Source organism: Komagataeibacter sp. FXV3 (assembly GCF_015155755.1).
Taxonomy (GTDB): domain Bacteria; phylum Pseudomonadota; class Alphaproteobacteria; order Acetobacterales; family Acetobacteraceae; genus Komagataeibacter.
In genome coordinates, this window is record NZ_VWPI01000018.1 from 23,580 (window position 1) to 45,920 (window position 22,341).

The following is a 22,341-nucleotide window of genomic DNA, read 5'->3' on the forward strand; positions in this document are numbered from 1 at the left end:
TACGAACATGAGTATCAGGAGGAACATCTACCATGGCGTCCAAGGACGAAACATTCCGCACCCCTGCGGCACAGGGCGGTCCGCTCGACCTGCTGGTCGTTGGCGGTGGGATCAACGGCACGGGCATCGCGCGCGATGCCGCAGGGCGGGGCGCGTCCGTCCTGCTGGTCGAGCAGGACGACCTTGCCAGCTACACTTCATCAGCCAGCACCAAGCTGATCCATGGTGGCCTGCGCTACCTTGAATATTATGAATTCCGCCTGGTGCGTGAGGCGCTGATCGAACGTGAGCGCCTGCTGCGCATCGCGCCCCACATCATCTGGCCGATGCGCTTCGTGCTGCCCTATACCCCGCAGGCACGGCCCGCATGGATGCTGCGCCTTGGCCTGTTCCTGTATGACCACCTCGCGCCCAACATGACGCTGCCCAAGTGCAAGTCGCTTGATTTCCGCACGAATTCGGCAGGCAGGCCGCTCAACGGCACGCTGGCGCGTGGCTTTGCCTATTCCGATGGATGGGTGCAGGACAGCCGCCTTGTCGTCCTCAACGCCATGGATGCCAAAGTGCACGGGGCCGATATCCGCACCCGCACCCGCCTTGTGCAGGCCCGCCGCGTTAACGGCATATGGGAAGCGGTGATCGAGAACACGCGCGATGGCAGCCAGACGACCGTGCAGGCAAAGGTACTGGTCAATGCCGGCGGCCCGTGGGTGAGCGAGGTGCTGCGTAAGCGCGCGCAGGTCGATTCCGACAAGAACGTGCGCCTGGTCAAGGGCAGCCATATCGTGGTGCCGCGCCTGTTTGACGGGCCGCAGGCCTATATCCTGCAGAACCCGGACAAGCGAATCGTTTTCGCGATCCCCTACGAGCAGAAATTCACCCTGATCGGCACCACCGACGTGCCGTGGACGCAGGCCCCCGGCCGGGTTGAGATCTCGCCCGAGGAAATCAGCTACCTGTGCGAAAGCGTCAGCCGCTATTTCACCAAGCCGGTCACCCCGGATGACGTGGTGTGGAGCTACGCCGGCGTGCGCCCGCTCTATGATGACGCGGCCAAGAACGCCTCCGCCGTGACGCGTGATTACGTGCTGGATGTGGACACGCAGGGCAATCAGGCGCCGATGCTGTCCATCTTCGGTGGCAAGATCACCACGTACCGCAAGCTGGCTGAACACGCGCTGGAGAAGCTGCAGCCCTTCCTGCCGGTCCTGTCCGCGCCGGGCTGGACCGCGGATCAGGTGCTGCCCGGCGGTGACTTGGGCGAGGGCGGGTTTGATGGCGCGGTCAGCCGCCTTGCGGCAAAGGCCCCGTTCCTTGATGCACAGCTGTGCTGGCGTCTGGTGCGCAATTATGGTTCGCGTGCGACCGAAATCGTGGGTGATGCGCGCAGCATGGCTGATATGGGCGAGCAGTTTGGCGGTGGCCTGACCGCGCGTGAAGTGGAATACCTGATCGCGCATGAATGGGCGCAGACGACCGAGGACATCCTGTGGCGCCGTTCCCGCATGGGGCTGCATGTGACCGATGAGGACGCAGGCCGCCTTGACACCTACCTGCGTGGCCGCCAGCCGGTCGCTGCAAAATCGGCTTCGTGACAAACAGGCCGTGGGCGTAACATCGTCCACGGCCAGAACCGCATCCGCCCGTCAGGGCAGGAGAAAATAATGAACAAGAAGAACAGAATTCTCGCTATCGATCAGGGAACGACCTCGACCCGCAGCATCGTCTTCGATCGTGACATCAACGCGCTTTCTGTCGCGCGTACCGAATTTGCCCAGCATTACCCCAATCCGGGCTGGGTCGAACACGATCCGGAGGAAATCTGGTCCAACGTCCTGTCCACCGCGCGTGAAGCCATTGAAAAGGCTGGTGGTCCGGGTACGATCGCGGGGATCGGCATTACCAACCAGCGCGAAACCGTTGTCGTGTGGGACCGGGAAACGGGAAAGCCCATTCATCGCGCCATTGTCTGGCAGGACCGGCGCACGACGCCTGTCTGCGCGCGCATGCATGAACAGGGGCATGAACCGCTTGTGCGCGAACGCACCGGGCTGCTGCTGGATCCCTATTTCTCGGCCACGAAAATCGCGTGGATCCTTGATAATGTCGAAGGTGCGCGCGTGCAGGCCGAGCAGGGAAAGCTGGCCTGCGGCACGATCGACAGCTTCCTGCTGTGGCGGCTGACGGGTGGGCGGGTGCATGCCACCGATACGACCAATGCATCACGCACGCTTCTGTTCAATATCCATAGCTGCGCGTGGGATGATGACCTGCTGGCGCTGTTCAACGTGCCGCGCGCCATCCTGCCCGAAGTACGCACCAACAGCGAAATCTTTGGCGAGACCCGGGCCGAGCTGTTTGGCGAACCGTTGAAGGTCGCGGGCATGGCGGGTGACCAGAATGCCGCCATGGTGGGGCAGGCCTGCTTCAGGCCCGGCACGGCCAAGGCGACATATGGCACGGGCTGTTTCGCGCTGCTCAATACCGGGACCACGCCGGTCCAGTCCGAAAACCGCATGCTGACCACCATCGCCTACCGCATCGGTGCCGAGACGACATATGCGCTGGAAGGGTCGATTTTCGTGGCCGGCGCCGCCATCCGCTGGCTGCGTGACGGGCTTGGCCTAATTACCCATGCATCCCAGACCGATGACATGGCGACCCGCGTGCCGCACAGCCATGGCGTCTATATGGTGCCCGGTTTTGTCGGCCTTGGCGCGCCGCACTGGGACCCGGATGCCCGTGGCCTGATCTGCGGGCTGACGCTGGATGCAACGGCGGCCCATATCGCCCGCGCGGCGCTGGAATCGGTGGCGTATCAGACGCTTGATCTCATGGATGCCATGCATGAGGATGGTGGCGAGGAACTGAGCGCACTGCGTGTTGATGGCGGGATGTCGGTCAATGACTGGTTCTGCCAGTTCCTTGCCGATATGCTGCGCACGCCGGTGGAACGGCCCAAGCAGGTCGAGACGACGGCCCTTGGCGCCGCGTTCCTGGCCGGGCTGGCGACAGGGGTATGGAGCAGCATTGCGGAAGTCGAGGGCACCTGGAGCCGCGGGCAGCTGTTCCGCCCCACAATGGACAAGGCCCAGCGCGACAGCATGGTGGCAGGGTGGCATCTGGCGGTGCGCCGCACGCTCAGCGCCACCATTGCTGCGTAACCGACGAATTATAGCAAGAAAACAGGAAAAGAGTGTTTCATGACCTCCACCCGGCATAATCCCTATCAGGTTACGGATCGCAACCTTGCGCTTGAACTCGTCCGCGTGACGGAAGCGGCCGCCGTGGCCGCGTCGGCATGGACAGGCCGTGGCCAGAAGAACGAAGCCGACGGTGCGGCGGTGGAGGCCATGCGTCGTGCGTTCGACACGGTTGCCATCAACGGCACCGTGGTCATTGGCGAAGGCGAGATGGATGAAGCCCCGATGCTGTTCATCGGGGAAAACGTGGGTGCGGGCGGCCCCGGCATGGATATTGCCGTGGACCCGCTGGAAGGCACCAACCTGTGCGCCAAGAACCTGCCCAACGCGCTGACGGTTGTGGCCCTGGCGGAAAGCGGCAACTTCCTGCATGCACCCGACATCTACATGGACAAGATCGTTGTCGGCCCCTACCTGCCCGAAGGCGTGGTGGACCTGGACAACAGCATCGAGACCAACCTGAAGTCGCTGGCGGCCGCCAAGAAATGCGACGTGTCCGAACTCATGCTGTGCACGCTGGACCGTGAACGCCATGAGGAACTGATTTCGCGCGCCCGTGCCGTTGGCGCCCGCGTGACGCTGCTCAGTGATGGTGACGTGGCGGCTGCCATTGCCGCATGTCTGGATGATAGCGAGATCGACATTTACGTGGGGTCGGGTGGCGCGCCCGAAGGTGTGCTGGCCGCCGCGGCCGTACGCTGTGTGCATGGGCAGATGCAGGGTCGCCTGCTGTTCGAGGATGACGGGCAGATCGAGCGTGCGCGCAAGATGAACCCCGGCGCCGACCCGTCGCGCAAGCTGGCGCTGGAAGACATGGCGCGGGGCGATGTCCTGTTTTCGGCCACTGGCGTTACGGGTGGGGCGCTTCTGCGCGGTATCCGCCGCAGTGGCCTGCGCACGGTCACGCATTCGCTGGTCATGCGTTCCAAGTCCGGCACCATCCGTTTCGTGGAAGGTCATCACGACTACCAGACCAAGACCTGGTGAACATTTTATCCGTTGCATAACAACAATAACAGGCAATAGAGAAACGACATGACCGATACAGCGAACGCGGTTTCCCACCGTCTGGGTCTGAAGCCCGGTGTGGTGACGGGTGCTGATTACCGCCGCCTGGTTGAAACCTGCCGGGACGAAGGCTACGCCCTGCCTGCGGTGAACGTCGTGGGCACGGACAGCATCAACGCCGTGCTGGAAGCCGCCGCCCGCAACCGTGCCGATGTCATCATCCAGCTATCGAATGGGGGCGCGCGTTTTTACGCGGGCGAAGGCATGAAGGACGCGGATCAGGCTCGCGTGCTGGGTGCCGTGGCCGCGGCGCGTCATGTCCATACGGTGGCGGCCGCCTATGGCGTGTGCGTGATCCTGCATACCGACCATGCCGACCGCAAGCTGCTGCCGTGGATTTCCGGCCTGATCGATGCGAGCGAGGAAGCGGTGAAGGAAACCGGCCGGCCGCTGTTCTCCTCGCACATGATTGACCTTTCGGCGGAACCGCTGGAGGACAATATCGCCGAATGCGCCACCTTCCTGCGCCGCATGGCCCCGTTGGGCATCGGTCTTGAAATCGAGCTTGGCGTGACGGGTGGCGAGGAAGATGGCGTAGGCCATGACCTCGATGACGGCGCGGACAACGCCCATCTCTATACCCAGCCCGAAGACGTGCTGAAGGCGTATGAAGCGCTGTCCCCGCTCGGGTTCGTGACCATTGCCGCGTCGTTCGGCAATGTGCATGGCGTCTACGCGCCCGGTAATGTCAGGCTGCGGCCCGAAATCCTGCGCAATTCGCAGGCGGCGGTGGCAAAGGTTACGGGGCGGGGTGAAAAGCCGCTGGCGCTGGTATTCCATGGTGGTTCGGGGTCCGAACAGTCCAAGATTACCGAAGCCGTGTCCTATGGCGTGTTCAAGATGAATATCGATACCGATATCCAGTTTGCATTCGCCAGCAGCATTGGCCGCTACGTGCATGAACATGCCGAAGCCTTCAGCCACCAGATCGCACCCGGCACCGGCAAGCCGACCAAGAAACTGTATGACCCGCGCAAGTGGCTGCGGGTTGGCGAACAGGGGATCGTGGACCGTCTGGAACAGTCCTTTGCCGATCTGGGGGCCACCGGGCGCACGGTTGCGCGCGCGATCTAGGTTTTGGATGACGCAGTGGAGTAACAGGCAACGTGTCAGCTGAAGAACGCCACCATGAAATTATCACACTGGTGCGCACCCAGGGTTACGTCTCGAACGAGGAACTGGCCCAGAGGCTGAATGTTGCAGTCCAGACCATCCGCCGTGATGTCAACCTGCTGGCCCGGCGCGGGCTGGTGGCGCGGCATCATGGCGGGGCGGGGCTGGCCTCGTCGGTCGAGAATATTGCCTATTCCGAACGCCAGGTGCTCAACCGCCGCGCCAAGGAGGCCATCGGCCACCTTGCCGCCCGGCAGATACCCGACAATTCATCCCTGTTTGTCAGTATCGGCACCACCACGGAAGCCTTTGCCAAGGCATTGCGGCGGCACAAGGCGCTACGTGTCATTACCAACAACCTGCATGTCGCAACCCCCCTGTCCGCGCAGACGGATTTCCAAGTGATCGTGACGGGGGGACTGGTGCGGTTTTATGACGGCGGGATTACCGGTTCCGCCGCCAGCACCTTTATTGAACAGTACCGTACCGACTTCGCGGTAATCGGCATAAGCGGGATCGAGGAAGATGGTACGCTGCTGGATTTCGATGCAGATGAAATCAGCGTGGCGCAGGCCATGATGCGCAATGCCCGGCGTGTCTACCTGCTGGCGGACCAGACCAAGTTTGGCCGCAGGCCCATGGGACGGCTGGGACACCTGTCGCATGTCCATGGTTTCTTTACCGACCGGCAACCATCCGAACGCATATGCGCGCTGCTGCGCGAACATGACGTGGAACTGCATATCGCCTGATGGACGGGGGCGGGCGTGACCGCCCCCGTCCATGGCGTTACTGCGCCAGATACCCGCCATCAACCGGCAGGACCGCGCCAGTGATGAATGACGCGTCATCGGATGCCAGGAACAGGATCGCGCTGGCGATTTCCGCAGGCTTGCCCATGCGTCCCATCGGGTGCATCTCGACCACCTTGCGGATGGCGTCCGCATCCATTTTAGCCACTGCCGGGGTATCGATCGTGCCGGGTGCCACGGCATTGACACGTACGCCCTTGTCCGCAAGGTCGATGGCGAGATGCTTGGTAATGCCCGATGCCACGAACTTGGCCGGTCCATAGACCGCCTGTCCTTTCTGCCCGGCAAAGGCGGAAATGGAGGACAGGCAGACAATCGCACCCTGTCCGGCATGCACCATCTCGGCGGCGGCGTACTTGCAGCTCAGGAACATGCCGCGTGCGTCCACCGCCATGGTATGGTCCCACAGATCCGCCGTGGCGGTGGCCAGGTCGGCTTCAGGAATGACGCCCGCATTGGCGACAAGAATGTCGATCCGGCCGAAATGCTTCATGGTTTCATGGACCACGCGCTTGATATCCGCCTCGCTTGTGACATCGGCGGGAACCGAAATCACGGGCACCCCGCTTTTTTCAAACTGGCTGACCAGTTCATCCAGCGCATCGGTATTGAGGTCGGTCAGCGCCAGTCGCGCGCCCTCTGCCGCGAAGCGTTCGGCCGTGGCCCGACCGATCCCGCTTGCGGCACCGGTAATAAGGGCGACCTTGTCCTGAATGCGTCCATGTGGGGTGGCGGTCATGGTTTCTCCTGCTGTCCTGTCATTGATTTCAGTATGTTGGCATAGCTGTTGCGTCTGCCGTTATGCGGGCTAACGTCGGGAATGGATAGATGTTGCCCGTCATGTTCGCTGCTCGGGGCTGCTGCGCGAGGGATGGGGGTGAGGGGATCTATGACGCCCCGATGCAATAGATCGGGTTCTTTTGATCGCCTGTGCCGATATCCCGTTTTTTCGCGCTCTGGCGCGGAAAATGGGGGGCGTGGATGACAGGTTGTTGCGCCTTCGTACCTAAATCCGTACCAGCGCATGTTTCGGGCACGGGCTGGATTGCCTATAATCCCGTCAACGTGGTTTGTATGGCTGTGGCGTATCGGGGTTTTCCATGTGGGGGCCGGAGCGCCGTGCGAGCGGGTTTGGAGCATTATCGAGATGGCACAAAAGTTTCGGATCGTTATTGTAGGCGGTGGTGTGGCCGGGCTTGCGCTGGCGACACGGCTGGGCAATTCGGTCGGACGCGCGGGGCGGGCGGAGATCACATTGGTGGACAAGAGCTTCGCCCATGTGTGGAAGCCGATGCTGCACTGCTTTGCCGCTGGCACGGCCGCGAATGAAAATGACCGCATAAGCTTCATGTCACAGGCCAGCCGCCATCATTTCGAATTCTGGCCTGGTGAGATCACGGCCCTTGACCGTCAGGCCAAGACCATTTCGCTGGCCCCCATCAAGGACCCGCTGACCGGTGAGCAGGTGGTGGACGCCCGCACGCTGGATTATGACGCGGTGGTCCTGTCCATCGGCAGCCGGGCGAATGATTTCGGCACGCCAGGTGTGGCCGAACACTGCATGTTCATCGACAATCTGGTGGATGCGAACGGTTTCAATGACCGCTTTCGCATGGAACTGCTGCGGGCGTTTGCCAATCATCAGGAACTGGATATCGCCATTGTCGGCGGTGGCGCCACCGGCACGCAGCTGGCGGCGGAACTGCACAAGGCGCTGGATCTGGCATCGCTTTACAGTTTCGGCCAGAAACCGCCCAAGCTGCGCATCACCCTGCTGGAAGCCGGGCCGCGCATCCTGCCGGCATTCCCTGAATCCGTATCGGATGCGGCCGTCAAGCAGCTTGAGGCTATCGGTGTCGATGTCCGGGCGGGTGCCATGGTCAGTGGCGCGGATGAAAACGGCTTTATCCTGAAGGACGGTAGCCGTGTTCCGGCAACGCTGCGGGTTTGGGCTGCGGGCGTGAAGGCACCGGATGTGACAAAGCAGTTTGGCGGGCTGAAGCTGTCGCGTTCCGGCCAGCTTGAGGTCAGGCCGACGCTACAGGTCATGGAGGATGACAACATCTTTGCCATGGGCGACTGTGCCTTCATTGCTGAAAAACCCGTCGCCCCGACCGCGCAGGCCGCCCGCCAGCAGGCGCACCACCTGGCCAAGGCATTGCCTGCATGGATGATGAGCGGCCAGCCGCTGCCCGCCTTCACCTTCCATAACAAGGGGGCTGTCGTGGCGCTGGGGGACTATAATGGCTGGGGCACGTTCCCCGGCGGTACGGTGTTTGGCGGTGGCTGGCTGCATGGGCTGTCGGCGCGGATGGTACATCTCATGCTGTATCGCCAGCATCAGTTTGAACTGTATGGGCCGGTGCGTGGCACGATTTCGTGCCTTGTGGACTGGCTGGATGTATTCGTGCGCCCTTCCGTTCGGCTGGACTGATTGAAAATCATGAGAAGTTTTTGGCGACGCCTTTTTGAAAAAAAAGGCGGCGCTCAAAAACTTTTATCTTTTAGAAAATAGCAGTTTATATCGAAAAATTGGCTGGACTGCCGGGCGGGCGCTGCAGGCCGCGTGTTTCGGCCTGCCGCACGAAGTCATGCAATGTGACCTTGCTGTATTCGTGGGTCAGAAGACCTTCCATCTGGTCCAGAAAGGGCCGGACAACCGTATTGAACAGCGTGCCCTGACGTCGTTCGGCCGGGGCGTCGTCATGCATCGTGGCCCGGTATATATCCGCCAGCAGGATTTCACCTGCCGGATGGCCCAGCCGGTAGCCCCCATGCGGGCCACGCACGCCCTGCAACAGACCGGACCGGGCAAGGGATTGTACGATGGGTTCGATCCCACGCCGTGCCAGACCGGAGCGGTCCGCGATATCGATCGTGCTGACCGGCCGACCGGCAATGCTGTAAAACGCCACGTCCAGCATGATGATCAGGGCAGTGGCGGTCCGGTCACGTACGCTGTGCATGGGCATGGCCCCCTGTCAGGTATGGCGCAGGTGATTGGAAATTGCGTTCCCGATAGTTTGTAGCAACGCGACAAAGACAATCAGGACCAGTACCACCAGCGTCATGATTTCCGTATTGAAACGCTGGTAGCCGTAACGGATGGCGACATCACCCAGTCCGCCTGCGCCCACCGCCCCGGCCATGGCCGATGCCCCGGTCAGCGTAATCAGGGTAACGGTCAGGCCCGCGACAAGTCCGGGCAGGGCTTCGGGGATCAGGACATGGCGGACGATCATCCACCGGGTGCCGCCCATGGTCCGTACCGCGTCAACCAGTGCCGGGTCTACTTCGCGCAGCGAGACTTCGGCAATGCGGGCGAAATACGGTATGGCCGCAAGCGATAGCGGCACGATGGCCGCCGTGGTCCCAAGCGACGTGCCCACGATCATGCGGGTGACGGGAATAAGGATCACCAGCAGGATGATGAAGGGAATGGCACGCAGCATGTCAATGACCAGCCCCAGCAGGCGCGCCACGGGCGGGCAGGGCAGCAGGCCGTCCCGGCGGGTGGCCACCATGACCAGCGCCAGCGGCAGGCCGCCAATTACGGCTACAAGCCCCGATATCAGCACCATCTGCGCTGTTTCCCACGTTGCGCGCAGGATCAGGTCAAAGATCAGCCGGGACATAACCAAGAACTTTCAATGAGGGGTCGAGGCCATGGAGGAAATCGCGGATTTCGGCTGGATAATCGCTCAGGCACACAATCATGTCGGTAAAGGGCTGACCCGCGATTTCGCTGGTCCCACCCGCCAGTATGGTGGCGTCCACCCCGAAACGCCGTCCCAGGGTGGACAGCACTGGTTGCCCTGCCGCTGCTCCGCCCATGCGCAGGCGTATGACAATGCGCGCGCCGGCGCAGTCTGTATCGGCCAGTCTGGCGCGGATGGCGGGGGGTACCTGCGGCTGTGTTTCCGACAGGAGCGCCTGTGTCACGGGTGAACGCGCATCCGCGCCCAGAATATCCAGCGTCGGGCCGTTTTCCACCACGCGGCCATGATCCAGGACGACCAGATGGGTCGCAATCCGGCGGATGACATCCATTTCATGGGTAATCATGATGATGGTCAGGCCCAGTTCGCGGTTGATGCGGGCCAGCAGGTCAAGGATGGATGTCGTTGTTTCAGGATCAAGGGCGGATGTCGCTTCATCACACAGCAGTAGGGCAGGTGCGTTGGCCAGTGCACGGGCGATGCCTACGCGCTGTTTCTGCCCACCCGATAGCTGCGCCGGCCATTTATGGCCATGATCCGACAGCCCGACGAGGGAAAGCAGTTCGGTAATCCGTGCCGCCCGCCGCGCGCGCGGCATGCCCGCGATTTCAAGCGGCAGGCTGATATTACCCGCCACCGTGCGGGAACCCAGCAGATTGAAATGCTGGAATACAAACCCGATCCTGCGCCGCAGGCCAATCAGTTGCGACAGGGGCAGGGTGGTCAGGTCGTGTCCCTCGATCATGATATGACCGGTATCGGGCCGGTCCAGCGCACCAAGGCAGCGCAGCAGGGAACTCTTGCCCGCGCCCGATCGGCCAATCACGCCCAGTATTTCGCCCTGTGCCACGGTGAAGCTTATGTCATCCAGCGCAAGGTGGCCGCCAAAGCTGCGGCTGATATTGCTGACCTGGACCAGTGCTACGTCCATGCTGGCACGACCGAACCGTGGAAGATCGTCTCGATCGCCGTGCGGGTGGACGGCTGGTGGACCGCATTGACCAGTGGCGTCACCCACGGTGCCTTCGCATCGGCCGCATTGACGGCAATGAAGTTGACGTACGGGTTGTCTTGCAGGGATTCCTGCCCGATTTTCTGTTTCTGCAGGTCAATTTCCGCCTTCAGCGCCCAGTTGGTATTGACGACGGCTGCATCCAGGTCGGGCAGGGAGCGCCCGACAATCCCGGCATCCAGTTCATGAAATGTCAGGTTGCGCGGATTGTCGGTAATATCCAGCGGGGTCGGCAGCAGGCCCGCAGAAGGTGCAAGCCTGATCAGTCCCAGCGTTTCGAGCAGATGCAGCGCGCGGCCTTCATTACTGGGATCGTTCGGCACCCCGATCACAGCGTTCCGTGGCAGCTCGGTCACCGACTTCCAGCGTGCCGAATACAGCCCGATGGGCGAAAAATAGGTATTTCCGACTGCAACGATGTCATATCCGCGCGCGGCGATCTGCGCCTGCAGGAAGGGACCGTGCTGGAAGGCATTGGCATCAATTTCATGCTCGGCCAGAGCTTCGTCAGGGGTGTTGTAGTCGGAAAATGTCACGATGGAGAGGTCCAGCCCCTCCTTCGCGGCGTTGGCGGTGATGACACGCCACAGATCCTCATCCTCGCCCGCCATGATCCCGATGCGCAACCGTCTGGCATCCGCTGCCTGTGCTGCATGGATCATGGGCAGGCAGGTTACCGTCCCCAGCAGGGTAAGGGCGTGTCTTCTTGTGATGGGGGCGTTCAGTTTCATTTCATTCCTGATTCGGATGACTGTTTCTGCCGTGGAAAAACCGGCATTGCGTTTCATACGATGGCGCATGGCAGTCGCCATGGACTGATCCGGGTTTTAGGTAACGTTCCTGCCTGTTGGTGTGCGGATTGATGGGCGCATGAAAATACAATTTTTTATGCTGGTCAACATTAATCACGAAATTATAAGTTAATTTTTTCGGAAAAAAGGCTGCTTCCTGATTGCCAAAAGGGACCGGGGCGGTGTTGTGATAGCCATGAATATCATGGCCTACTCATTGAAAATAAAAAATATCGTTATGTTGATGCCGGATTGTCCCGTAAAAAACACCATCATACAGTGAATAGTCTTGAGATACGCAAACACCCCGTTTTCTATCCTGCCAGCATCCGGTCCGATCATATTTGATGTTCTGGTGTGGTGGGATAATCTGCGCACCATCATGGATCTGGCCCCCTGTTCTTGGGGCAAGAGCGCAGCAATGCGGGGCATCCGGTTCATGGTCTGCCCTTAAAGAGATTGTTTGAAACAACGTATGGATAACTAAAATAAAAGGTCTTGGATGTTTTTTTTGCAAAAAGTTTCACCAAAAATGCTTTATAATTGATACGATATTGCAAAGGTTGGTTTTTCAAGCCGTTTCTGAATGGATGTGCGCGGGCCTGCTATAAGGGACGTTTCAGGGATCCATACCCGCGGGAAAGAAAAGCGCATTTGATAGCGTGGAATAATTCACGAATATGATCGTATGATAAGTCTGCGCCTTCGTTGTCACATACTTCTGGCATAGGGGAACAGTATGGTTGTCCCTGCCGTTAACGAAGCATGGGGCGGATTGCATTCCGTACAGACAGAATCATAAATATTCTTTTTATATCAACAGAATATAGGGAAATATCATTCTGGCGCAGTATGCATGATACCTGCATGTATGAATGTTTCCATCCCTTTTGGGACAACAGGGATCTATGATCCCTGGCCAATGATGGATACGGGTATATAGTACGATCCTTATCGTTTTATATGCGACAAAAATGTCTCCCGCCATTTTTATGTTCCATTTCAAAAATAAAATATAATGTTTTATAACAGATGGTTAATGGAAAGTTTTCCGATATTTTACGTATTTTGAACGCTCACGAAGGGGAATATAAAAATGCGTCATTGACGTGTTTTTAATTACATAATACGTAAATAAACAGTGCTTAATGAACCATGATGCCCAGCATATAGCGAAGTGGTATGTGACAATGTTGCCATCCCTGAATTCAGCCGCGACCGTTCGCTACCGTTCCATCCGCAGGAAGGGCGCCTGCACGCATTCCGTGCGGGACGGCAGGAAGGGGAGAGATTTCCATGTCCTGGCCATGCTGCTCAGCCTGCCTGCGGGGATTGTCACCATGGGGCAGGGGGCACATGCCGCCGACCCAGTTTCGGTCAATGCGGCAGGGACAGCCGTACCGGCAGGACAGGCATCACAATCACAGTCTGAAAACGTGATTGTCCGTATCGGGCGGCGTCCCCCGATACAGGTCTATCCGCATGCCAACCCTGTGGGGCAGCCCCTGCGCATGAGTGGCGCGGAAAACCGCAAGAATGGCCACCAGTATGACTGGGGCGTGTTCAACCGGGGGAACGGGGAATCCGCAGGGTTCGGCCCGGTCGGGACGTATGGCGTGACACCGTGGGCCGAGGACTGGAGCAACCTGCGCGGCAGGAAAAACCATAATGATCCCTTTGACGTGCTGAAATACATCCCGCTGACCCGCAGCGGGAATGTATGGATCAGTTTTTCCGGCGAAACCCGCCTGCGTAACTGGTTTGAAACCCGTCCGCTGCTTGGTACGCAAAAGCCTAATGATTCCGGGCGTTTCGCCGTGCGCAACCTGTATGGTGCGGATCTGCATATCGGTTCGCACCTGCGCTTTTTCGGTCAGCTGGTAAATGCCGATGCCGCTGGGTGGGGCGGGTACGGTTATGGTTCGACCTATCGCAAGCGTCTGGATGCGCAGCAGGCCTTTGTGGAAGTACGGTGGAATATGCTTGGCGCCAAAAGTGGCTTCATTTTTGGACGGCAGCAGTTTCTCGATGCGCCATCCTACATGCTGTATGCCCGTGAGACGCCGAACGTGCCGCTGTCATGGGACGGGTTCCGCGGTTACATGGTGTGGAAGCGCATCCGTATCGACGGATGGGATTTCGTGCAGACATATGACAGTGAAAACAAGATGTTTCACGATACTGAAAACTATGCTTCGCGCCTGTACGGTTTCAACACGACATGGGCGCCCCCTGATTTCACCTTCATGGGGCAGAAAGGGTATTCCTTTGTCGATGCCTTTTATATTGGCTACAAGCTGAATGGCGCGGCCGGGGCGATTGCGGGGCCGGGCGGTTCGGTTACCGGGTCCAACACGCGCAATAATTTTGGCATGCGCTGGCATGGCGTGGCGGGGCCGATTGAATTCTCGGTGGGCGGCATCTGGCAGGGGGGTGTATTCCGTCCGTCCGGGACCACGCTGGCGCGCAATGTCAGTGCCTATGCCATCAATTCCTCGGTGGGTTATCGTTTTTCCGAAAAGACGCTGAATACATTCGCCGGGATCCAGACGGATGTGTATTCGGGTGGTAATTCGTCTGACCGGACAGGGACGATTGGTGCCTATATTTCCCCCTTCAACCCGCAGACCAACTACCTTGACACGACAACGTACATGACGGCGTCCAACCTGATCAGTTTCGCGCCGCTGGTCCGGATTACGCCATTCAAGTCTGTCAGCATCCAGTTCAAGTATCCACTGTTCTGGCGTGACAGTGTGAACGACCCCATTTACAAATCATCGGGGAATTATAAGTTTTCTGGTAATTTCCGTGGCAGGTTCATTGGCATGGCGCCACAGGTATCGATTGCCTGGCAGATCAACACGCATGTGTCATGGACGCAGTATGCATCCCGTTTCATGACGTCGCATGCCCTTAATGCTGCTGGTGGTTCCAGTGGAACGTATTACCAGTCAAATTTTGTATTCCGGTTCTGACGATACGCGGCAATATGGATGGGTTACATTGGGAAACCTGTCATGTGCAACGGCCTGCAAATTATAGAGACTGTTTGAAAACAACCAATTGATAAAAAACAATAAAAGTTTTTGGGTGCTGCCTTTTTTCAAAAAGGCGGCGTTCTTTTGAAGCTTTTGCAAAAAGCTTCACCAAAAACTTCCTTTAATTTTAAAGTGCTGTCATGTGCTGACTTTTCAAACAGTCTCATAAAGAAGTTTTGGGTGAAGCTTTTTCAAAAAAATCAGGGAATGTCACTTTTTTGGAAAAGAGGCATCCGGAAACTTTTATTATTTTACTCTCCATTTAGTTTCAACAGTATTTGATCGCTTCTTGAATAAAAGCCATCCGGTAAGCGGGCAATCCTGCATGTCATTATGTTATGGATGCATTGCAGTTATCGCCGTAATCGCTGCGCCATGGTGAACCGGGTGGGCGGGGGAGAAATGTGTCCCCCAACCATACCAGCCCGACGGCATATCCATGGCACCCGGTGTCCTGTCATGGCATGCGCCATCATGTCCCATCCGGACATCAGATACGAAAAATTAAATATTTTCCTGATTATATTATGACTAACACATTGATATTTATATACTTACACCATGGTCCTTATGGCACCAGATGCATACCTCACGTTTACGTTACCTATTTTCGGGTTGCGGTCATGCCACGCTCTATATATCGATGGATATAGATGGTGCCCCGGCAATGACCGGGGTATGGCCAGAGGGCGGTCCGGTTTGAAAGGGGATCATGTTCACGCGAAATGATTGCCGTGCGAACAGGACAGTCATCCAGACCAGATCCATGCCTATGTTTTGGGTTTAGTGTAAAAATCAGGAATGGCGCAGGGATTTAATAAATAATCATACGCATTCCTTCAGGTGTTCCTGATTGCAAAATAATTTCTGGAGTAATATTTCCATGCCGTCAGACAGTATCTCAGCAGCCCCCCCGTTCAAGGCCCGTTATGGTAACTATATCGGTGGCAAGTGGGTGGCTCCCGTTGATGGTCATTACCTGACCAACACTTCCCCCGTTGATGGCCGCGTGCTGTGTGAAGTCCCGGCTTCCACCGCAGCCGACGTGGAACTGGCACTTGATGCCGCGCACAAGGCCAAGGCCGCATGGGGTGAAATGGCCCCGGCTGACCGCGCGCTGATCCTGCTCAAGGCAGCCGATATCATGGAAAAGAACCTCGACCTGCTCGCCCGGGCCGAGACATGGGACAACGGCAAGCCCATCCGTGAAACCATGACCGCCGACATCCCGCTGGCAATCGACCATTTCCGTTACTTCGCTGGCTGCATCCGCGCCCAGGAAGGCACGCTGAGCGAGATCGATGCCACCACCATCGCCTACCATTTCCATGAGCCGCTGGGCGTTGTGGCCCAGATTATTCCGTGGAACTTCCCGCTGCTCATGGGTTCGTGGAAGCTGGCCCCCGCGCTGGTCGCCGGGAACTGCGTGGTCATGAAGCCCGCCGAAAGCACGCCCGCTTCCATGCTGGTGCTGATGGAACTGATCGGTGACCTGTTCCCGCCCGGAACGCTGAACATTGTCAACGGCCTGGGTAAGGACGTGGGTGCCGCCCTGTCCAACAGTGACCGTATTGCAAAGATCGCCTTTACCGGTTCCACCCCGACCGGCAAGATGATCGCGCACGCTGCTGCCGAACACCTGATCCCGGCAACGCTGGAACTGGGTGGCAAGTCGCCGAACATCTTCTTCGCCGACATCATGGACAAGGACGACGATTACCTGGACAAGGCAATCGAAGGCTTCACCATGTTCGCCCTCAACCAGGGCCAGATCTGCTCCTGCCCCAGCCGTGCGCTGGTCCATGAATCGATCTATGAGAAGTTCATGGAGCGCGCTCTGCCCCGCATCAAGGCGATCCGTCAGGGCAACCCGCTTGATCCCAACACCATGATGGGTGCGCAGAACTCCCACGGGCATCAGGAAAAGATCCTGTCCTACATCGACATCGGCAAGGGCGAAGGCGCTGAACTGCTGACCGGTGGCGGCCGTCCCGACCTTGGTGGGGACCTGAACAACGGGTGCTACGTGCAGCCGACCGTGTTCAAGGGCAACAACAAGATGCGCATCTTCCAGGAAGAGATCTTTGGCCCGGTTCTGGCCGTAACGACCTTCAAGACGGAAGAAGAAGCGCTGGCCATCGCCAACGACACCCCCTTCGGCCTCGGCTCGGGCGTGTGGAGCCGTGACGCCAACACCTGCTACCGCATGGGTCGCGGGCTGGAAGCCGGTCGCGTGTGGATCAACTGCTATCACGTCTATCCCGCGCATGCGGCATTCGGCGGATACAAGAAGTCCGGCATCGGTCGTGAAACCCACAAGATGGTGCTTGAGCACTACCAGCAGACCAAGAACATGCTGGTCAGCTACAGCGACAAGAAGCGCGGCTTCTTCTGATCCGCTGATGGGGTGAAAACCCCATAGGGCACAAGGCATGGCGCGGCGGTCGGACTGGTTTACCGGGTCGGCCGCCGCGGCATGTTACCCGGGTCACGCGCGTAGGACCCGGCACAAGGCAGTTTTCGGTATTTCAGGATATGCGACAGGGTTTTTCCCACGGGACCGGGACACTGTGCGGCAGTAGTAAAAAAGAGGCATAGGATGGCACAAAAGTTTCGGGTCGTAATTGTTGGGGGTGGTGTGGCCGGTCTGGCGCTGGCAACACGGCTGGGTGATTCAATCGGCAAATCGGGCCGGGCGGAAATCACGCTGGTTGACAAGAGTTTCGCCCATGTATGGAAACCGATGCTCCACTGCTTTGCAGCGGGCACGGCCGCTAACGAAAACGACCGCATCAGCTTCCTGTCGCAGGCCAGTCGCCATCATTTCGAATTCTGGCCGGGTGAGATTGCGGGCATGGACCGCAAGGCCAAGACCATTACCCTTGCCCCGGTTGTCGAACCGACGGGTGAGGTGATCCTGGATGAGCGCAAGCTGGAATATGACGCGCTGGTGCTGTCGATCGGCAGCCGCGCCAATGATTTCGGCACCCCCGGCGTGGCCGAGCACTGCCTGTTCATTGACAATCTTGTGGATGCCAACGGCTTTAACGACCGTTTCCGCATGGAACTGCTCAAGGCGTTCGGTAATAACGAACAGCTTGACATCGCCATTGTGGGTGGTGGCGCCACCGGCACGCAGCTTGCGGCGGAACTGCACAAGGCGCTTGACCTTGCTTCGCTCTACAGCTTTGGCAAGAAGCCGCCCAAGCTGAACATTACCCTGCTTGAAGCCGGTCCCCGTATCCTGCCGGCCTTCCCTGAAGCGGTCTCGACCGCCGCGCAGAAGGAACTGGAGAAAATCGGCGTAAGTGTGAAAACCTCCGCCATGGTCAGCGGTGCGGATGAAAAGGGCTTCATGCTCAAGGATGGCACGCGCATTCCCGCAACGCTGCGTGTCTGGGCGGCAGGGGTGAAGGCACCTGATGTCACGCGCAAATTCGGTGAACTGAAACTGTCACGCTCCGGCCAGCTTGAGGTCCGCCCGACGTTGCAGCTTGTGGAAGATGACAGCATCTTTGCCATGGGCGACTGTGCCTTCATCGCGGACAAGCCCGTTGCGCCCACCGCACAGGCCGCCCGCCAGCAGGCCCATCACCTGGCCCGCTGCATGCCCGCATGGATCAATGGCCGCCCGCTGAAGCCTTTTGCATTCCATAACAAGGGCGCGGTCGTGGCGCTGGGTGATTACAATGGCTGGGGCACTTTCCCCGGTGGCAAGGTATTCGGTGGCGGCTGGCTGCGTGGTATCAGCGCGCGCATGGTCCACCTGATGCTGTATCGCCAGCACCAGTTCGAACTGTATGGCACGTTCCGTGGCCTGATGTCCTGCCTTGTGGACTGGCTGGATGTGTTTGTCCGCCCGTCCGTGCGCCTGGACTGACGCGGCACAGGTTTCCTGATCGCTGCCTGCTGGCTCAGGCAGCGTCCTCTGGCCCGGTCCCGGCATGGTCGGGCCAGAGTGACGCCTGCAGTTCATATGTTTTCTGCAAAAGCGGCACCAGCGCGGGCCGCCCCTTCAGCCGGATCCATTCATCCAGCGCCGTACGGAAAATGGCGATTCCGCCACGTGCCATAAGGCGTGCGGCCATCCGGCGGTTCTTGCGTTCGGTAATCCGCTTCGCCAGCCCTTCCGCCAGACAGTCCTCCCACTTGCCATATTTCTGCAAGCTGACCGTCTGCAGCGAAGGCGTCTTTTCAATCAGATAGACAAAAGCATAGGTATCCTGCCGGTTCGCCGCGATGCGTGGCACCAGCGAGGTAAAGGCATGCATCATGGCGTCCGCCGGGTGCATGTCGGCGGGGCAGGTGGCCAGGGCGTCATTCAGCGTCTGTGTCATGCCCCGCGTCCATGCCAGCACGATATCGCCCTTCGTCTCGAACATGCGGAACAGGGTCCGGCGCGAGACTTCGGCCGCGTCGGCAATTTCATCCACCGTGGTCTGGTCATAGCCCTGGGCAGAAAACAGCCGCATTGCCTCGGCAATCAGGGTGGTGCGCGCACGTGCCTGCTTGCGTTCACGTAAACCCGGCTTGGGGGAAATGGTCGGGGCAACGGGCTTCATTCAATCTCCTCTTGTCCGGGTCATCATGCAGCAGCGCATCGTGAACATTCAAGACGCGAGAAAATGGTGGTTCATGGCCAGAACGGGCCGTTGTGGCCAGCATGCTGGCGGCATTGACAGGTAGGTAATGCGTTCTGCCACGAGTATCAGGCCATGTCGAGGCACGGACCAGACGGTAGCCTGTCATATCCCCTACATTGACCGATAGCGAAGCGGGCCATGGTGCGGTCAGTGTGTCGGGCGTTGTCATTACCGACAGGTGGCAGGCTGGTCGTTACGTGGATAAAGGGCATCGTCGATATCCCCGCATGTGACGCGCCGGGTCATGGATGGCAGCCACAGGACCGGGCAATGATCCCTGCGCCTGCCGGTCATGCCGGCCTGTACGGGGAAAGGGATATGTCTGGCGAAATGGTGTTTCATGACCGGGCGGGGGTCATGAAACATTCCCGTTATTTATGCACTGTCACGCTTTCGGGCTGCCAGCCCCCGCCCAGCACGCGGGCAAGCTGTATGGTGGCGGATGTGCGGGCGTCCTGATTGTCCAGCACGCTGGCCTGCGCATCCAGTGCCGTCATGCGTGCGCTCAGCACATCGCCAAAGGTACGCTGGCCGCCGGTGTATAGCCCCATCATGTCACTGGCGACCTGTTCGGCCTGACGCTGCGCACGGGTCAGGTCCGTATCGCGTGCATCCAGGCTCAGGCGGTTTTCATAACCATCCTCGACTTCTGCCAGTGCGTGCAGGATGCTGTTGTCATATCCCGCAACCGCGGCATCAAGCCGTGCACTGGCGGCATGTATGCGCGCCTGTATGCGGTTGGCCGTAAAGATCGGCAGGTAGGTGGTCAGCGCAATCAGGCCACCCGTGCCCGACAGGCCGGGAATGCCATCAAAGCGCAACCGTCCGTCCCCGCCAAAGAATTCCAGCCCGAAGCGGGGCAGCAGGTCGGTCTTGGCGCTTTTCAGCCGGTTGAGCGCCGCATCCACCTGGTCGCGTCGCGCACGGATGTCAGGACGGCGTTCCAGCACCGTGTCGGGCATCTGCCCCACAGGTGGCGCAGGCACGTAATAGGCGGGCGGCGGTGCAAGGGCAGGCAGTCCTTCGGGGGGCTGTCCCGACAGCACGGCCAGACGCCTGCGCACAAGGTCAAGATGTGCAACCAGCACCGGCCTGCGCGCCTTCAGGTCAGACAGTTTCTGGTCAACGCCCGTCACATCCGCCGCTGTTGCCTGTCCTGCGGCAAAACGGGCCTGACCATACCGGTGCAATTGTTCAAGCATGCCAATGCCGCGATCGGTCAGGGTGATCTGGCGCTGTAGCCCCTGCGTCTGCAGGTAATCATTGGCGGCATCGGCGGCAATGACCATCTGTACGCCGTGGAAGTATTCTTCTTCCGTCTTCATGCCTGCTTTCGCAGCTTTTACATCCGCATGGCGACCGCCAAACAGGTCCGGTTCCCATGACGCGCCAATGCCTGCCAGATGCCCGTCGGTGCCGGGGTCATTGCTGGTCGGCAGGGTGCTGGGATTGCGCCAGTACATGCCGCCACCCATCATGTTCCCCGTTGCCCCAACGGTGGGGTACAGCGCGGATTTCGCGACCGTATGCATTGCACGGGCTTCCAGCACGCGGTCACGCGCGATGCGGATGTCGGGGCTGGCGGCAAGGGCCGTGTCCACCGCCTGCACCAGGGCAGGGTCATGCCATGCTTCCCACCAGCGCGTAAGGTCGGTAGCGGGTAGCGTTGTTGCGGACGTTTGCGAAAACTGTCTGGGCACCGTGACATGCGACGCCGGTACGCGCGTGCGGAATGGCGAACATCCCGCCAGCCCCACGGCCATTGCAACGCCCCCCATGCAGGCGACCCGTGCCAATCTGTTCTTCATTATTCCTGCCTTGCCAACATGGATCTGAAGCGCGCGAGCGCAAATACAAGAAATACAATTCCCGTCACGGTTACGGTCAGCAGGGGCTGGAGGATCGCACCCAGCCCCGCATCACGGTACAGGATGGCCTGTGACAGGTTGACGAACTGCGTGGTAGGTAGGAAGCGCACCACCACCTGCATGGCGGCGGGCATGCTTTCCACCGGTGTCGCGGCCCCCGACAGCAGGTAGGCCACCGCATAGACCGGCACCACCAGCAGCCCGAACTGCGGCATGGTGGGGGCGACCGTTGCCAGCATGATGCCCAGCGCCGTGGCCGAAAACAGGTACAGCAGCGAACATGCGGCAAACAGCGTGACCGATCCCGCCAGCGGTACCCCCAGCCAGACATGCACCACCAGCCACAGCGACACGATGGCCGCGACAAAGATGACCAGCCCGTTTGTGACAATCTTGGCTACCGCGATCTCACTGGCCGTGACGGGCATGACCAGCAGGTGCTCCAGCGTGCCATGCTCGCGTTCGCGTATGACCGCCGCCCCCACCAGCACGATGGACAGGATGGTGATGTTGGTCACGATCTGCATGACCGAGGTGAACCACTTCGATTCACTGTTGGGGTTGAAGCGGATGCGGCTGGGCGCGGTAAAGGGGATCTGGTCCACCAGTGCCGGCGCATGCAGCATGTCGTTGACTTCCCCCAGCATGATTTCATTCAGGTACTCTGTTCCCAGTCCCGCCTGTGTCATGGCGGTGGCGTCTACCCGCAACTGTACGGCGGGGGTGCGCCCGGCCTTGACGTCCGCTTCGAACCGGGGCGGGATGTCGACAACGAAAATGTAATCGCCTTCATCCATGCCATGCAGGGCCTGCGCGCGGTCCACCAGCACCGGGGGCTTGAAATAAGGGGGCAAAACCGCGTCGCGCATCCGGCGCGACAGGGCGGAATTGTCTTCGTCAATAAAGGCGATGGTGGCATTGGAAACTTCCACCTTCACCCCATTGGCCACCAGCAGCACGCCGGCGGTAAACGCGAACACGATCAGCCCCAGCAGCACGCGATCATGCACCAGGCTGCGCAGTTCCTTGCCGCACAGAAGACCAACATTGACCAGCCAGCGCATCATGCCG

The 22,341-nt window shown here is 59.5% G+C and carries 17 protein-coding genes; 9 read left to right on the forward strand and 8 right to left on the reverse strand.

The window, feature by feature from the left end:
• Positions 1–32: 32 nt before the first annotated feature.
• The 5 genes from glpD (at position 33) to F1542_RS01800 (ending at position 6,136) form a co-directional block, all read left to right on the forward strand.
• Positions 33–1,595 carry a glycerol-3-phosphate dehydrogenase gene (gene glpD, locus F1542_RS01780; RefSeq protein ID WP_193731510.1) on the forward strand — a complete coding sequence of 521 codons (1,563 nt, stop codon included), beginning with the start codon at positions 33–35 and terminating at the stop codon, positions 1,593–1,595.
• 69 nt (positions 1,596–1,664) lie between these two features.
• Complete coding sequence (glpK, locus tag F1542_RS01785; protein ID WP_193731511.1) at positions 1,665–3,164, forward strand: glycerol kinase GlpK; 1,500 nt, start codon at positions 1,665–1,667, stop codon at positions 3,162–3,164.
• A 39-nt stretch (positions 3,165–3,203) separates the two neighbouring features.
• Positions 3,204–4,190, forward strand: a complete 987-nt coding sequence (gene glpX / locus F1542_RS01790) for a class II fructose-bisphosphatase (RefSeq protein WP_193731512.1) — start codon at positions 3,204–3,206, stop codon at positions 4,188–4,190.
• Between the two features lie 48 nt (positions 4,191–4,238).
• Entirely contained in the window at positions 4,239–5,345 is a 1,107-nt protein-coding gene (gene fbaA, locus F1542_RS01795; RefSeq protein ID WP_193731513.1) for a class II fructose-bisphosphate aldolase, read from the forward strand.
• A 32-nt stretch (positions 5,346–5,377) separates the two neighbouring features.
• The gene (locus F1542_RS01800) at positions 5,378–6,136 is read left to right on the forward strand and encodes a DeoR/GlpR family DNA-binding transcription regulator (protein WP_193731514.1); all 759 of its coding nucleotides are present in this window, start codon (positions 5,378–5,380) and stop codon (positions 6,134–6,136) included.
• A gap of 37 nt (positions 6,137–6,173) precedes the next feature.
• Here F1542_RS01800 and F1542_RS01805 read toward each other — a convergent pair whose 3' ends face one another.
• Positions 6,174–6,935 carry an SDR family NAD(P)-dependent oxidoreductase gene (locus F1542_RS01805; protein ID WP_193731515.1) on the reverse strand — a complete coding sequence of 254 codons (762 nt, stop codon included), beginning with the start codon at positions 6,933–6,935 and terminating at the stop codon, positions 6,174–6,176.
• A gap of 408 nt (positions 6,936–7,343) precedes the next feature.
• Here F1542_RS01805 and F1542_RS01810 point away from each other — a divergent pair, with 408 nt between their 5' ends.
• Positions 7,344–8,630 carry an NAD(P)/FAD-dependent oxidoreductase gene (locus F1542_RS01810; RefSeq protein ID WP_193731516.1) on the forward strand — a complete coding sequence of 429 codons (1,287 nt, stop codon included), beginning with the start codon at positions 7,344–7,346 and terminating at the stop codon, positions 8,628–8,630.
• 85 nt (positions 8,631–8,715) lie between these two features.
• Here the strand turns inward: F1542_RS01810 and F1542_RS01815 are convergent, their stop codons facing one another.
• From F1542_RS01815 to F1542_RS01830, 4 genes are read right to left on the reverse strand one after another with little or no spacing between them, the layout of a single operon-like run.
• Positions 8,716–9,162 carry an Rrf2 family transcriptional regulator gene (locus tag F1542_RS01815; protein ID WP_193731517.1) on the reverse strand — a complete coding sequence of 149 codons (447 nt, stop codon included), beginning with the start codon at positions 9,160–9,162 and terminating at the stop codon, positions 8,716–8,718.
• Between the two features lie 15 nt (positions 9,163–9,177).
• Entirely contained in the window at positions 9,178–9,831 is a 654-nt protein-coding gene (locus F1542_RS01820) for a methionine ABC transporter permease (RefSeq protein WP_193731518.1), read from the reverse strand.
• Positions 9,812–10,846: a methionine ABC transporter ATP-binding protein gene (locus F1542_RS01825; protein ID WP_193731519.1), complete on the reverse strand. Its 1,035-nt coding sequence runs from the start codon at positions 10,844–10,846 to the stop codon at positions 9,812–9,814. Before F1542_RS01825 ends, F1542_RS01820 begins: the two co-directional genes overlap by 20 nt.
• A complete protein-coding gene (locus F1542_RS01830; protein WP_193731520.1) occupies positions 10,837–11,658 on the reverse strand; it encodes a MetQ/NlpA family ABC transporter substrate-binding protein in 822 nt (273 codons plus the stop codon). Before F1542_RS01830 ends, F1542_RS01825 begins: the two co-directional genes overlap by 10 nt.
• 1,250 nt (positions 11,659–12,908) lie before the next feature.
• On the opposite strand from F1542_RS01830, the gene F1542_RS01835 reads away from it, so the two are divergent.
• The 3 genes from F1542_RS01835 (at position 12,909) to F1542_RS01845 (ending at position 18,639) form a co-directional block, all read left to right on the forward strand.
• Positions 12,909–14,696 carry an alginate export family protein gene (locus F1542_RS01835; RefSeq protein ID WP_193731521.1) on the forward strand — a complete coding sequence of 596 codons (1,788 nt, stop codon included), beginning with the start codon at positions 12,909–12,911 and terminating at the stop codon, positions 14,694–14,696.
• Positions 14,697–15,642: 946 nt separating this feature from the next.
• On the forward strand, positions 15,643–17,154 hold the full coding sequence (locus tag F1542_RS01840; RefSeq protein ID WP_193731522.1) for an aldehyde dehydrogenase family protein: 1,512 nt from the start codon (positions 15,643–15,645) through the stop codon (positions 17,152–17,154).
• Between the two features lie 204 nt (positions 17,155–17,358).
• Positions 17,359–18,639 carry an NAD(P)/FAD-dependent oxidoreductase gene (locus F1542_RS01845; protein ID WP_193731523.1) on the forward strand — a complete coding sequence of 427 codons (1,281 nt, stop codon included), beginning with the start codon at positions 17,359–17,361 and terminating at the stop codon, positions 18,637–18,639.
• 34 nt (positions 18,640–18,673) lie between these two features.
• Here F1542_RS01845 and F1542_RS01850 read toward each other — a convergent pair whose 3' ends face one another.
• The 3 genes from F1542_RS01850 to F1542_RS01860 form a co-directional block, all read right to left on the reverse strand.
• Positions 18,674–19,321 (reverse strand): TetR/AcrR family transcriptional regulator, encoded by a 648-nt coding sequence (locus F1542_RS01850; RefSeq protein WP_010507502.1) that lies wholly within the window; start codon positions 19,319–19,321, stop codon positions 18,674–18,676.
• A gap of 452 nt (positions 19,322–19,773) precedes the next feature.
• Positions 19,774–21,210 (reverse strand): TolC family protein, encoded by a 1,437-nt coding sequence (locus F1542_RS01855; RefSeq protein WP_193731524.1) that lies wholly within the window; start codon positions 21,208–21,210, stop codon positions 19,774–19,776.
• Entirely contained in the window at positions 21,210–22,337 is a 1,128-nt protein-coding gene (locus F1542_RS01860; RefSeq protein WP_193731525.1) for an ABC transporter permease, read from the reverse strand. Before F1542_RS01860 ends, F1542_RS01855 begins: the two co-directional genes overlap by 1 nt.
• Positions 22,338–22,341 lie beyond the last annotated feature (4 nt).